Origin of the sequence: Emergencia sp. 1XD21-10, assembly GCF_009936045.1 — a bacterium.
In the GTDB taxonomy this organism is placed as follows: Bacteria; Bacillota; Clostridia; order Peptostreptococcales; family Anaerovoracaceae; genus Senimuribacter; species Senimuribacter intestinalis.
Genome location: NZ_QWEQ01000011.1, coordinates 111,024 through 124,981, shown reverse-complemented (window position 1 = coordinate 124,981; position 13,958 = coordinate 111,024). Strand labels below are relative to the sequence as shown.

The 13,958-nt window shown below is 45.5% G+C and carries 12 protein-coding genes; 7 read left to right on the top strand and 5 right to left on the bottom strand.

Translation table 11 applies throughout. From position 1 onward, the window contains the following. Entirely contained in the window at nt 1–672 is a 672-nt protein-coding gene (hypB, locus tag D1151_RS08515; RefSeq protein WP_161908606.1) for a hydrogenase nickel incorporation protein HypB, read from the top strand. A 581-nt stretch (nt 673–1,253) separates the two neighbouring features. On the opposite strand, the gene D1151_RS08510 is transcribed toward hypB, so the two are convergent. The 4 genes from D1151_RS08510 to D1151_RS08495 form a co-directional block, all read right to left on the bottom strand. Then, nucleotides 1,254–1,961, bottom strand: coding sequence for a FadR/GntR family transcriptional regulator (locus D1151_RS08510; protein WP_160201653.1), 708 nt, complete (start codon nt 1,959–1,961; stop codon nt 1,254–1,256). A gap of 121 nt (nt 1,962–2,082) precedes the next feature. Further along, a complete protein-coding gene (locus D1151_RS08505) occupies nt 2,083–3,333 on the bottom strand; it encodes an MFS transporter (protein ID WP_161908605.1) in 1,251 nt (416 codons plus the stop codon). 6 nt (nt 3,334–3,339) lie between these two features. Then, on the bottom strand, nt 3,340–3,999 hold the full coding sequence (locus D1151_RS08500; RefSeq protein WP_161908604.1) for a TetR/AcrR family transcriptional regulator: 660 nt from the start codon (nt 3,997–3,999) through the stop codon (nt 3,340–3,342). A gap of 550 nt (nt 4,000–4,549) precedes the next feature. Continuing rightward, on the bottom strand, nt 4,550–5,857 hold the full coding sequence (locus D1151_RS08495; RefSeq protein ID WP_161908603.1) for a S1C family serine protease: 1,308 nt from the start codon (nt 5,855–5,857) through the stop codon (nt 4,550–4,552). Nucleotides 5,858–6,013: 156 nt separating this feature from the next. On the opposite strand from D1151_RS08495, the gene hslO reads away from it, so the two are divergent. The 5 genes from hslO to D1151_RS08470 all read left to right on the top strand — a co-directional run bounded on the left by hslO (nt 6,014) and on the right by D1151_RS08470 (nt 11,625). Next, nucleotides 6,014–6,928, top strand: coding sequence for an Hsp33 family molecular chaperone HslO (gene hslO / locus D1151_RS08490; RefSeq protein ID WP_161908602.1), 915 nt, complete (start codon nt 6,014–6,016; stop codon nt 6,926–6,928). A 15-nt stretch (nt 6,929–6,943) separates the two neighbouring features. Next, nucleotides 6,944–7,987 (top strand): D-alanine--D-alanine ligase family protein, encoded by a 1,044-nt coding sequence (locus D1151_RS08485; RefSeq protein WP_202620404.1) that lies wholly within the window; start codon nt 6,944–6,946, stop codon nt 7,985–7,987. Further along, complete coding sequence (locus D1151_RS08480) at nt 7,956–8,369, top strand: DUF1934 domain-containing protein (protein ID WP_160201658.1); 414 nt, start codon at nt 7,956–7,958, stop codon at nt 8,367–8,369. The genes D1151_RS08485 and D1151_RS08480 overlap by 32 nt, the downstream gene beginning before the upstream one ends. A gap of 171 nt (nt 8,370–8,540) precedes the next feature. Continuing rightward, nucleotides 8,541–10,055: a DUF1846 domain-containing protein gene (locus D1151_RS08475; protein WP_161908601.1), complete on the top strand. Its 1,515-nt coding sequence runs from the start codon at nt 8,541–8,543 to the stop codon at nt 10,053–10,055. Between the two features lies 1 nt (nt 10,056). Further along, entirely contained in the window at nt 10,057–11,625 is a 1,569-nt protein-coding gene (locus D1151_RS08470) for a ClC family H(+)/Cl(-) exchange transporter (RefSeq protein WP_161908600.1), read from the top strand. 324 nt (nt 11,626–11,949) lie between these two features. Here D1151_RS08470 and D1151_RS08465 read toward each other — a convergent pair whose 3' ends face one another. Further along, nucleotides 11,950–13,296 carry an ATP-binding protein gene (locus D1151_RS08465; protein WP_161908599.1) on the bottom strand — a complete coding sequence of 449 codons (1,347 nt, stop codon included), beginning with the start codon at nt 13,294–13,296 and terminating at the stop codon, nt 11,950–11,952. Nucleotides 13,297–13,515: 219 nt separating this feature from the next. Between D1151_RS08465 and D1151_RS08460 the strand changes: the two genes are divergently transcribed. After that, nucleotides 13,516–13,953, top strand: coding sequence for a LytTR family DNA-binding domain-containing protein (locus tag D1151_RS08460; RefSeq protein WP_161908598.1), 438 nt, complete (start codon nt 13,516–13,518; stop codon nt 13,951–13,953). Nucleotides 13,954–13,958: the final 5 nt, after the last annotated feature.

Genomic DNA, 13,958 nt, shown 5'->3' with positions numbered 1-13,958 from the left:
ATGGATAAGTATAAGGTGATAGAAGTAAAGGAAAGTGTTTTTGCCAGTAATGATGCTGATGCTAAGACGCTGCGAGAGGAACTGAAGGCGCAGGGGACTTTTCTGCTGAACCTGATGTCTTCGCCGGGAGCAGGAAAGACTACCCTGCTGAAGCAGACTGTCAAAGCACTGCAAAGTGGGATGGCGATAGGCGTCATGGAAGCCGACATTGATTCTGATGTGGATGCTGCTGCCATTGCAGAGACCGGTGTAAAGTCTATTCAGCTGCACACAGGAGGCATGTGCCATTTGGACGCAGATATGACTCGGCAGGGACTGCGTGAGCTGGAAACGGGCGAACTTGATCTGGTGATTCTGGAAAATGTAGGAAATCTGGTATGCCCTGCAGAATTTGACACCGGAGCGGTAAAGAACGCTATGATTCTCTCTGTTCCTGAGGGTCACGATAAGCCGCTGAAGTATCCGCTGATTTTTCGGGTCTGTGACGTGCTCATCATCAATAAAACAGATGTGCTGCCGTACTTTGACTTCGACATGGAGAAGGTGGAGGAGTATGCGCACATGAGAAACCCTGATTTGAAAATCTTCCCGGTTTCTGCAAAGACAGGGGAAGGCGTGGAAACATGGTGTCAGTGGCTGCGAGATGAAGTAGCGACGTGGAAACAGGCGTAAGCTCATAAGGAAAACTGCTATGCAAAAAGTTCATCTGATTGCATAGCAGTTTTTTTGACATTCTATTTGATTTTATGATAGGTATGCGGCAGCTTATGCTGCTGAGAAAACGGCGCGCCATAATCTCAAGATTTTTTTGGATATCTGGCGCTCACCTCCTGGAAAACGCCATATTCAAAGCGTTTTTTTGTATACATGGCGCCAGCCATCTGCCAAACGCCATATTTGGATTCATTTTCTAAAAAGCTGGCGCGCGCCTGCTGCCTGATACCCACTTTTTTGATATTTTACTGTAGGATGCTAAAGTTTCTCCGACTTTCTGTCGGTATTTCTTTCTGCAGCCGCCATTTTTTCTTAAAACACTTTTATATGTGGCGCTTTTTCACAGGTCTCCGCCATGTATACAGAAATCAATCCCAAACGTGGCACGGGGCAAATCACAGGTACGGCATGTCTTCATTCTCTTGCTGTTAATCTTACTCCCGTACACGAACCTGCCAGACTAACTGTTTCAAGCGGGCGCGTTGGTCGAAAGTCGAAAAAAAGCTGTCTCATTTCATTTTGAGACAGCTCTATTGCAGTTATTCAAAGTAAATTTCTCTACTTCCGTGGATGCTTTCGCCGATGGAAGTATTAATCCAGGCGACAGCGCCTTCTTTGTCGCGATTCTTGATGTGTTCCCAAAGACCGAAGTTGTTTTCATAAAGGGCATGGATACCGTAGAGCATGCAAAAACGCTCCCACATGGTGGAAACCGGTGCCCGAAAGGAATGAAATATCAACGGAATCAAGGTGTTCCCTGAGAAAAACGCAAGGGCATTCTGAAAGGCATAAGCGCCATTCACTGCTTCTTCTATGGAGGAGGCGGTACGAATTTTTTCTACGTGATTGTGAAGCTGCAGAATTTCTTCCTCGGTGATTCGGTCGATGCACAGGTTAACAGCCAACGTATCCAGCGCGATGCGGACTTCCAGAATAGAGCGGACTTCATCACGACGCAGTTTTCCGCCGTTATAGTTCATGATGGAGATTAGAGTTTCCAGCGTACCTTTGTTGCGATAGTCAGAGACATAAGTGCCGCTTCGAGGGTGAACTTCCAGAAAACCCTTCTTTTCCAGTTCGGCAAGACCGCTGTTGACTACGCCGCGGCTCACCTGCATGGTTTCTGCAAGCTGACGCTCGGAAGGAAGTTTCTCTCCAATGGAAAGACTACCGGAAAGAATCATGTGCTCCAGCTGTTCTATGAAAAGTTCCTTTAACGAAGGTGATGCGATTTTTTTAAATTCCATAAAGGTCTCCTGATTGGAAATTGCGTGTGTCATTTCAATTTGATTTGGTATTGGTATAACCAAAGTAATTATAACACGCCTTTGCCGGTAAGTAAATCAAAACTGGCTTACAGGCAACAGTTCAGGCGTCTTTGCTGAGCCCTTTGAAGATTTTTCTTGTAGAAATTGCAATCAGCAGAGACACCGTGGCGGCAAAGAATATGACAATGTACTCCCGACCGCTGCAGAAGTCAAAGAACAGTCCATAAAGGGAAGTGCCCAAAGGCTGTGCGCAGGTGCAGAGGGTCATAATGACAGAAAGCACTTTGCCGATTAAATGTTGTGGAGTTTCCTCTTGCACAAAGGCGAGCATCTGCACGGAAAACAGGGTCGAAAAAATCATGAGGCAGAAGAAGCAGCCAGTGATGATGAAGTAATTAATCCATGGTGAGGAGATTAGCATAAGTCCAAATGCCATAGGATAAATCATAAGGGAAGAAGCAATCAGGAAATTGCCTGCTTTGGACAGTGTAAGCTTTTTGGCAAAAAGTCCTGCGCTGATACCTCCTGCAAGTCCGCCCAGCGCAAAAGCGCCTTCTGAAAAACCGAAGAGTCTGTTGCCCAGCGCCGGTTCAAAGTCCAGCACCTCCGTAATCAGATATGGCGTGGCAACTACAATCATAGCGGACAAAAATAGGTTGATTCCGCAGATTACCAACAGAACTTTTATAATAATCGGCTTATCCCTGCGAATGAAGTGAAAGCTTTCACCAAAGTCACATTTTACGATATGCCATATGCTGCCGCCAGCAGACTGTTTGGCATGAGGTATGTGAATAAAGATTTCCATTACTGCTGACAGGAAGAAACACGCAGTGGAAATCCAAAGCAGCGGCATTAGTCCGTAAAAGCTGTAGAGAATGCCGCCAAGTATCGGTCCGATTAGGGAAGAAAAGGAATTGATCGTGTTGATGACAGAGTTAGCCTGCACATAGTAATCCGGCTTTACCAGCGCAGGAATGCTTGCGGATACCGATGGCTGATATGCACTGGCAATGCCGTACAGCAGCATTAAAGTGACTGTAATCAGTGTGACAAAATCCACAGAACTAAGAAGCAGCGCAAATGCTGCGATAATCAATGCCGTGAAAAAGTCCAGCACTACCATAATGGTACGCTTATTGATTCTGTCAGCAATGATACCTCCAACAGGAGAAAGCAGAATGGACGGAATAAAAGCAAGAGCTGTTACTGTTCCAAACAGCGCAGAAGATCCGGTCTGATTCAGAAGGTATAAAGGCAGCGCAAATCTAATAATAGCGTTACCGAATAGTGAAATAATCTGTCCAGTTACAACCAGCGTAAAATCCCTGGTAAATAGTGTATTGCTCATGTGAATTTATCCTTTCTTGCTGTCGTTATAAATTGTAGCTAGTTCATGGAGCCGCTGCAGCATGTCGTCGTCCAGAATATCCAGTCCGAAGCCCTGCAGCATTTGATTGAGAATCATAAATTTGCTGCATGTTTCCTCTGGAGTGTTGTTAAATATCATTGGATTCGTCCAAACGTTGGCAGCAAGAATGATCAGCTCAGCAAGCTGGGCAGGGTGGCTCGTCTTGATGGTGCCGTCAGAAATCCCCTGCTGGATAATGGGCAGAATGTAATCGGGTGCAACCGTGTTAATTGTATCATCGATTAGCAGAAACAGGAGTTTATGATTTTTCTTAAAATCCGGCGCGATTCTAAAAATATCGCTTTGTACCGGACGGCAGATGGACGATTTAAAAATAGTTTTCAGTTTATCTTTGCCGCTGAGATCTGTGCGGTCACGGATTTCATCCAGCATTTTGTTGGAGTCATATGTTAGGCGGTCAATCGCTGCAACCAGAATATCCTCCTTTGATGCAAAGTGGTGATAGATAGCGCCCTTGCTGAGCCCTTTCAGTTCATTGATGATATCCTGAATCGAGGTGTTTTCGTATCCTCTTTCCATAAATAGCCGAGTGGATGCGTCCAGGATTTTTTGAACTGTTTCCTCAGGGTGTTTATTTCTGCTCATGATAGCAGCCTCCTTTTTGTATGGTGTACGTGTATGAAAATGAAACATACCGTTGGTATGTATATAAAGATAACATACCAACGGTATGTTTGTCAAGGGCATACAGCGAGCGTATATGCGGCGAAAAAGGAATGTTGAAAACGGAGTGGAACTTAACCTAAATGGGGATTTTTTCAAAAAAATGTATAACCTATTTGGTCTAGGTCTGCCTAAGGTCTGGTCAGCAATCTGTTTTGGCTTGCATATTGTGCAAGATGTCAGCAAAAACTCTAAAAAAATACGTAAAATGCAAGTTTTATACTTAAATTGGTCTGCCAGTCGGCTGCAGATGGGTAGAGTGGATTAATTGGGAAGGCTGCAGCCCGATCTCAGTTCGATGTTCTTATACATTTTTTGTCGATTTGTTGATTTTCGGTTAAGATTTAGAGAGTTGCTTATACATTTTTTTGAAAAAAACCTTATTTGGGTTAAGCTGCAGCCGCAACCATGACTGCAACAAAAAAGCACCGCTGACAATTTTGACAGCGGTGCATCAATATAGATGAAACGTTTATTCGGTTGCTTCTATCAGGGTAGTAGTGATTTCAACGGTCTGGTTGTCACGAATGACGGTGACCTTGATTTTATCGCCAGGCTTGTGTTTGTTCAGTGCGCTGACCAAACTTGCCTGATTTTCAATCTTGGTGTCCTCTACGTAGTAAATCATGTCGCCTGCTTTAAATCCGGCCTTCTGTGCTTCGCTGCCGGTGACTTCCTGAATGTAAACACCTGTCATGCGCAGACCATACTGCATTGCAACTTCTGCACTGGAAGCATCCAGAACGGAGATGCCGATTGCTGCACGATTGGTAACGTGACCGTTTTCGATGAGGTCTTTGGCGATTTCAGCAGCTTTTGCGATTGGGATGGCAAAGCCCAGACCTTCTACATCGGAGCCGGAAGATTTAGCTACGACAATACCGATTAAGTTGCCATACTGGTCGAAGAGTCCGCCGCCGGAGTTGCCCGGATTGATGGAAGTATCGGTCTGCAGCAGGGTCATTTCTCTGCCCTCTACGGTGATCGTTCTGTCCAGTGCACTGATGATACCGCTGGAAGCGCTTCCTCCCAGCTGACCCAGAGGATTTCCGATAGCCACAACCATATCACCTACCGACAGCTGGGAACTGTCTCCGTAAGAAGCAGCGGTCAGATTCTTTGCATTGACTTTCAACACTGCGATATCGTTCTGTGCATCGCTACCGACTACTTTTGCATCCAGTTCTGTACCGTCTTTCAATGTGACCGTAATTTTGGAAGCGCCGTCGATAACGTGGTTGCAGGTTAGGATGTAGCCTTTGGTATCTACGATGACGCCACTGCCTGCACCTTGGGTTACGTAGTTTTGCAGCCAGTTATCCATAGCGACGGATTCTGTTCTGATTTCAACTACTGCGTTTTCGTTCTGGGCAATGATTTCCTGTACGGACTTCTCACTTCCAGTAGCTTTTGCCAGAGTGTAGTTGGTTGCAGAAACGGTTTTTCCGCCGCCGCTTACCAGTCCGGAGTCAGCCAGCAGTGTATAGCCGCCAATGGTCAGCCCTGAGGTTGCCAGCATACAGCAGATTAGCGTGATGACAAAAGCCCTGCGGGTAATGTATTTTGGATCCTTTTTTTTCTTTTTCGGAGGGGCAGGCGGTGTTTGCTGATAGTAAGTATAACCCGTCTGTCCCGCATACTCGCTCTGCGGCTGATCGTACAGGGGCTTCTGTACAGGTTCTGGATCAGGCGAATATTCAGTTTCAGTCTTAGGTGAACAGTCGCCTACCATGACGAAATTTGGTTCTCTATGTTCATTATTGTTATCCCAGTTATCCATTTGAATTCCTGCCTTTCTGATGTAAAAAATCTTTTTCTCTTAATATACCCAAATTATAGCTGAAAAATGTGGTTTTTTTGTGTTAAAATTGTCAAGAGTATGATAAAATATATGATTGAATGTGTGAATTAATAAACGAGAGGTTAAACATAGAATATGAGCAAAGTAATTACAGCAATCGACAAAAGCGGCTCTTACAGTGTCAGCCTGACTATCACCACCGACATGGTAGAAGAAGCCCGAAAAATCCATAATACCACGCCCCTTGCTACAGCGGCGCTGGGTAGAGTTCTTACCGGTGCGGGACTGATGAGCCTGGATCTTAAGAGCGAAGAAAATAAGCTGACTGTACAGTTTAAAGGAGACGGACCTGCCAGACAGATTTTGGCAACTGCCTATGGAGACGGCAGAGTTAAGGGGTATATCTCTAATCCCGATGTAGAGCTGCCTCTTCGCGCAGACGGACATCTGGATGTAGGCGCAAGCCTTGGTGTTGGAGATCTGACAGTGATTAAAGACTTGGGCATGAAGGAGCCATATGTAGGAACGATCGCTTTGGTTTCCGGTGAAATCGCAGATGACCTGACTGCCTACCACTATATTTCCGAACAGCAGAACGCTTCCGTAGCGCTGGGGGTTAAAATTTCCAGAGAGCGAAAGGTGCTCTGCGCTGGCGGTATGATTATCAAGATGCTGCCGGGTGCTTTGGAGGAATCGGTGACAGCGCTGGAAGACATGATTGGTAAAATGCCGCCGATGACAACCAGCATTGAGAAAGTCATGGTTCGCTCCGCCGGAAAAACCGAAGAAGGTATTGTACTTGACTTGCTGGAGGAGATTTTTAAAGATATGCCGGAAGAATTTATGCCGGACAAGACAGAAACCAGAGAAATCAGGTGGGAGTGTGACTGCAGTGAAGAAAGGCTGGAACAGATCCTTATGACCATCGGCAGAAAGGATTTGCGTGAGATTATCGATGAAGACGGGCAGGCTGAGCTTGTGTGCCAGTTCTGCGAGAAGAAATATTTCTTTGACAAAGCGCATCTTGAGCGTATTTATGAGCAAATGTAAGGTAGGGGGATTATTATGAAAAGAATAGGAGTAATCTTTGGCGGCCGTTCAGGCGAGCACGAGGTATCACTGCTGTCCGCAGCTTCAGTCATCGAAGCCATCGACAGAAATAAGTATCAGGTGGTCATGATTGGAATTACGAGAGAAGGTCAGTGGAAGCTGTACCTGGGCGAGCTTTCGGAGATTCCTTCCGGAGCATGGGAGGAAACAGCTGAGGACATTACAGTATCTCAGCTAAAGGACCTTGCAGATTTTATCTTTCCGGTGCTTCACGGACCTTATGGCGAGGACGGCACGATTCAGGGACTTTTTGAAATGCTGGATATGCCTTATGCCGGCTGCGGGGTGCTGGCATCGGCGCTGTGTATGGATAAAGTTTCCGCAAAGAAAATCTTTGAAGAGGCGGGGCTTCCGACCAGCAGATACAAGCTGGTGTACAGCGAAGACCTTGCAGAACACATGGAGGAAATCATAGCGGACATTGAAGCAGAATTGCCGTATGTCATGTTTGTCAAGCCTTCCAATATGGGTTCCAGCGTGGGCATTTCCAAGGTAAGAAATGCAGATGAGCTGAGGCAGGCGCTTCTCCTTGCTGCAAAATATGACAGGCGTATTATTATTGAAGAGGGGATCGACTGCAGAGAGGTAGAAACCGGTGTTATCGGAAATCACAAGCCGCAGGTTGCCGCAGTGGGAGAAATCGTTGCAAAGCTTGATTTCTACGATTATGCCGCCAAGTACACCGACGATTCGGGTACGGAGATTTCCATTCCGGCGCAGCTTCCTAAACTGACCTATGAAAGAATTCGCACTCTGGCGAAAGAAGCTTATAGGGCTTGTGACTGCAGCGGATTTTCCAGAATTGATTTCTTTGTAGATAAAAAAACTGGAGAAGTTTACATAAACGAGATTAACACGATACCCGGCTTTACCAAATACAGCATGTTTCCGAAGATGTGGGAAGAAATGGGCGTCGGATTTACAGAATTGATTGAAAGGATTGTGGAGTTTGGTTATGAGAGATATTATGCTAAAAATAACAGGCAGACAGTTCTCTGAGAATGACGAAGACCGCATGGAGTTCATTACTGAGGGGAAACTGTACGAGCGCGACGGCGCAAGATATTTGATGTATGACGAGAGCGAATTTTCCGGCTTTCCGGGCTGCAAGACGACCCTGAAGCTGACCGATGACTGCATTCGTATGCGCAGAATTGGCAGCGGCGCAGGGGCTGGCACGGAACTGGTATTTGAAAAAGGAAAGCGTTTTAGCAGCAGCTATCACACGCCCTATGGAAATTTGGAGATGGAGCTTTTGACCAATGAGGTTGAAAATAACCTGTCGGAAGACGGATTCGGAGATATCTGCATTGACTATCAGGTGAATCTTGGAGGTATTGCGGAAGGGCGCAACAAACTGAAAATCGAAGTAACTCAGTGAAACAGCAGGAAAGGGGATTTACAAGATGGATAAGAAAAGAAGACGAATCGCACAGGTGCTGGTGGTGCTCATCATCGCTGCGATGATAGTTACAACCGTGCTTTGGGCAGTGCAGTTGTCAATATAAAATTTTCATAAAGTAACACAAATAGATAAAGAACGGAGGAATTCATGTTAAAAAAAGGTTTTGATCCAGAAAAGTACATTGAAGAGCAGTCGAAGTATATTTTAGAGCGAATTAATCACGGTAATGCAGAAAGGCTTTATTTGGAGTTCGGCGGCAAGCTGGTTCACGATAAGCATGCGATGCGCGTGCTGCCGGGATTTGATGAAAATGCGAAGATTAAGCTTCTGCAGCATATGAAAGATCAGGCGGAGATTATTATCTGCATTTATGCAGGCGATATTATGACCAGCAAGACTCGTCAGGATTTCGGTATTACATATGACCTGGAGGTTCTGCGTCTCATCGACACCTTCAGAAAGTACGATCTTGCCATCAACAGCGTCGTTGTAACCAGATACGAGGATGCGCCGGCTGTCAATACGTTCATTAACAAACTGGAACGCCGCAATATCAAAACCTACAAACACAGATTCACAAAAGGATATCCGACCGATGTGGACACCATCGTAAGCCCGGAGGGCTACGGTGCAAATCCATATATTGAGGTTTCTAAACCGCTGGTTGTGATTACAGGACCTGGAGGCGGCAGCGGTAAGCTGGCGACCAGTCTTTCCCAGCTTTATCATGATTTTATCAGAGGAACTAAGGCGAGATATGCTAAGTTTGAAACCTTTCCGATTTGGAATCTGCCGCTGAAGCATCCTCTAAATATTGCTTACGAGGCAGCAACAGTGGATTTAAAGGACGTTAACATGATCGACTCTTTCCATTTGGAAGCCTATGGGGAAACGGCAGTCAACTATAACCGCGATCTAGAGGTCTTTCCGGTTGTAAAGCGAATCATCGAAAAGATTACAGGCGAGGAAGCCGAGTATAAATCTCCGACCGATATGGGTGTAAATAGAATCGGTTTTGTCATCAATGATGATGAAGTCTGTCGTGAAGCCGCTTGTCAGGAGATCATCAGAAGATATCTTTTGGCAGAGGTTGATTACAAGAAAGGGATTATTTCTGAGGGCTGTCTGGAACGGGCGAAGCTTTTGATGAAAGAAGTGGGCAAAGATGTGTCCGACCGTAAGGTGGTGCAGCCTGCCAGAGATTACGCTGAGAAAAAGAGAAACTGCGACAAGCGCTACGAAAATGTGGTCGTTATGGCAATCGAGATGCCGGACGGTTCTATTGTAACAGGAAGAAGCTCCCGCCGTATGGTTGCGGCAGCAGCGGCAATCCTCAACGCGATTAAGAAATTATCCGGTCTTGCCGATGACATGCTGATTATCACACCGCAGGTGTTAGAAACTACCCAGAAGCTGAAGACAGATATTCTGGACTATGATAGGACAAGCCTGAACTGCGAAGAGGTTCTCATGGCATTGACCGTATCCGGCACACAGAATCCATTTGCATCCGTTGCAGTCAGCAAGCTGCCGCTTTTGAAAGGCTGCCGTGCCCACTGCACTGCGATTTTGAGTGACCGTGACGAGCAGACACTGCGCGCTCTGGGCATTGATGTAACCTGCGACCCGGAATACGTTACCACTAACTTATATACGAATTAAGATGAAGAACAAGACGAAAATTACGTTAGAACGATTTGAAACTTCAAAATACAGGCTCATTGTAGAGGGGATTGGGGTCGGTCTTTTGACCGGGCTATTGGTATCTTCTTTCCGCATGGGTCTTGAACAGGCAGAGTCTCTCAGAGGCTCTGTTCTTCTTGCAGTGAAAACTGGTGGGGTGAGCAGCCTTATTTGCGCATTGGCAGCGCTGATCTGCGCTTATATAGTGGTCTGGTACGCAAGCCGCAGGGTGCCTCTGTGCACCGGTTCCGGCATTCCCCAGGTCAAAGGGGAGCTGCTGGGACAGATGGAACAAAACTGGTGGCAAGTCATCTGTGCCAAGTTTATCGGCGGCGTCTGTGCAATCGGCGCAGGACTTTCTCTCGGTCGTGAAGGCCCGAGCATTCAGCTGGGGGCTATGGTTGGAAAGGGCTTTTCACGTCTGTCGGGCAGACTTCGCACTGAGGAGAAAATGCTCATGACCTGCGGCGCTGGTGCAGGTCTTGCCGGCGCTTTCGGTGCACCTCTTGCCGGCGTGGTCTTTTCTCTGGAAGAACTGCATAAAAATTTTTCCACGGAAATACTGCTGTCCACCATGGCGGCGTCCATTGCCAGCGATTTTGTTTCTTCCTATATCTTTGGGCTTAGCCCGGTATTCGGCTTGTCTGTAGAGGGAAAACTGCCGCTGTCCCGGTACTGGATGATTATTCTTCTGGGGATTGCGCTGGGCGTCTTCGGCGTATTTTATAACTGGGTCACTGCAAAGGTGCAGGATGCTTATGACAGATTGCCGCGGCGCTCTATGCGCATTGCAGTGCCTTTCGTCTGCGTTATAGGACTGGCGGCATTTTTTCCTTACGCCCTTGGCAGCGGTCATGGGCTGGTAACGGAAGTTGCTGCCGGAAACTTTGGACTGTCTATGCTGGCGGTGCTTTTGATACTGAAATTCTGTTTTTCCATGATGAGCTTCGGCTCCGGCGTGCCGGGCGGTATATTTCTGCCTCTTTTGGTACTGGGCGCAATCAGTGGCGGGCTCTTTACAGTGGGAGCCGGAAATATTTTCGGATTCGAGGATATTTACCTTGCCAATTTTGTAATCCTGGGCATGGCGGGACTGTTTTCTGCAATTGTGCGTGCGCCGGTTACCGGTATCATTCTGATTACGGAGATGTCAGGTGACTTTAAAAATTTCCTTTCTGTTGCGACAGTGGCGCTGGCTGCTTATATTACAGCGGACCTGCTCCATGGAAAGCCTATTTACGATCAGCTTCTTTCTCGCATGCTTTCAAAGCAGACAGCTTACGGGACTACAGAGGAAACCCGCGGACACAAGGTGCTGATGGAAGCGCAGGTTTATATCGGCAGCCGTATGGACGGTGAAAAGATCGAAAAAATGCTGCTGCCGCCGGGCTGTCTGGTAGTCTCTGTGGAACGAGAGAGTAGGGAAATCGTGCCCAGCGGCAGTACCGTGCTGCGGGGCGGCGATAAGCTGATTTTGCTGTGTTCCCAGGGAGATGTGCAGAAAGTAGAGGAGAAGCTGGATAATATTTGTAGGAAGATTAAGATGTAGTTTTGCGTACCGGTGAGGTTTTATGGAGAGAATACGCTATATCGACAACCTGAGAAGCAGCCTTATTCTGTTTTTGATTCCCTATCATGGGGCAATGGCTTGCAATTGCTGGGGTGAGGGTAACTACGTGCTGGCTTATGTATTTGCTGTGATACTGAGCAGTCACAGAGTTTGCCAATGTACAGGAAATGGAGAAGTGTGTAGAACTGATTTTGCGCTTTGTGAAAAGGTTTGCAGAAACAGCATAGGCAGTTTGAATTGTGAAATAGTAAAACCCCTGGGGCAGCGGCAATGATGATAATGCTGTACCGTCAGGGGTTTTAATTATTGAAAAAACTGCTGCTCGCTCATAAAGCGTTTTAGCATAAACAGACAGAAGTACGGAAAGGTGTAAATTGGATCGTTATGACCGATATTTCCAGCTGTAAATTTGATTCCATGGCAAATATCGGGATAGTGTTCGCTTGTAATCAACTGCTGCAAAGATTTAGAGCGGTTGTGATTTGATTTGATTTCGACGGGAATCAGTTCGTTTGCTGAACGAATAAAGAAATCTTCTTCTAATGTCGAGTTTTCCTTCTTATAGTAATACAGACTGTATCCCTGCTTGATCAAAGCTTCCGCAGCAAAGTTCTCATATAATGCACCTTTGTAAACACCGAGGTTTCTATTGGCACGCAAATCTTCTTGTGCTTCATCGTCAAGGGAGGCAACGAGAAGCCCTGTATCGGAAACATATACTTTGAATTTATTTTCATCAATGTTTCCTTTTAAAGGAAGTTCTGGAAAACTCATGCAGTAGCAAATGTTAATGAGCCCTGCGTCGCTGAGCCAGTCGATACACCCTATGTATTCCTTTGACCGGGCGCCTTTTACCACTTTGGAATACTGAAATTTCTTGTTTTCTTTTGCAAGCTGCGCAGGGATAGAGCGATAGACGTTAATGATTTTAGTTTGGTCAAGGCCCTCTGCATATTTTCTGACATCGCTTTCATAGTCAATCAGCAGCTGCCTCTGCAGGGCGAGGGAGTCCTGAAAATGATTTTGCTCAATGTATTTTGATACAATATTGGGCATGCCGCCGAGAATACAAAATTCCAAAAATAGTTTTGAGTAGATATCGTATTCTAATGATGAAAAGGCTTTTCCATTCAGCATGTGGGAAAGGATGTCATCTGTGGTATCAGAGCAATATCCCTTTGCCCAGAGGAACTCCTCAAAATCCAAAGAGTGCATCTGATAATCCATTTTATAGCCGACACTGATACTGGCAATGTGCTTGTATTGGATGCCTAAAAGAGAGCCAGAGCAGATAACATCGAATCGACCATCTTCTTTGAAAAATTTTAAAGATGTTGCTATTTCAGGAAAATCTTGAATTTCATCAAAAAAGAGAAGGGTTTTTCCGGCATAAAATTTCTTGCTTGGATCAATTAGGGTAATAAGTTTGACAATTTCATCAGCAGAAAATCCATTTTCGATGATGGTTTTATACTTTGGTTCTGTAACAAAATTGATTTCTACAACATGATCGTAGTTTTCAAAAGCAAATTTGCGAATTGTTTCTGTTTTTCCAATTTGCCTTGCACCTTTTATGATAAGGGGAAGGCGGCTTGGCTGAGCTTTCCAGGAAAGCAGATATTTGTCAGCTTTTCGTTCTAAGTATTTCATGATAATTTTCCTTTCAGGTATAGTGTAACACGATGTTAAGAAAAGAACAACACTTTCATGAGCGTATTTTTTATGAAAATCACATTTTCATGAGCGTATTTTCGACATTTTTCGCATTTTTATGAGCGTATTACCACTTAAGGCGGATTTTCTACAGCTTATTGCTGCGTTGTTTACTTCTTTTTAGGGATGTGATAGGATTGGTGCAGGAGGTGGAATGTGAGAATCAGGGTAGAACAAATAGCAAAAGGGCAGGAAGAAGAAATTATCCTCCGATGTTATGAGGTCAGCGATGATTTGCAGAGACTGGTGCATCAGATAGAAAATTTACAGTCCGGTCTTACAGCTTATCGCAATGGGGAAATTCATCGCCTTTCTTTTGATGAGGTATACTATTTTGAAGTTGTGGACGGAAAGTCCTTTCTATATTGTAAAGACTGCGTCTTTGAAAGTAAATTAAGGCTTTATGAGTTCGAAAGGCTGAGCGCTGAAACTAAATTTTTGAGAACATCCAAATCCATGGTACTCAATGGGGATAAAATTGACTTTATTAAGCCGTCCCTTTCGGGACGGTTTGAAGTGACACTGCTGAACGGCGAAAAGGTTATCGTTTCAAGGCAGTATGTCAATGCTTTGAAAAAGAAAATGGGACTATAGGAGGA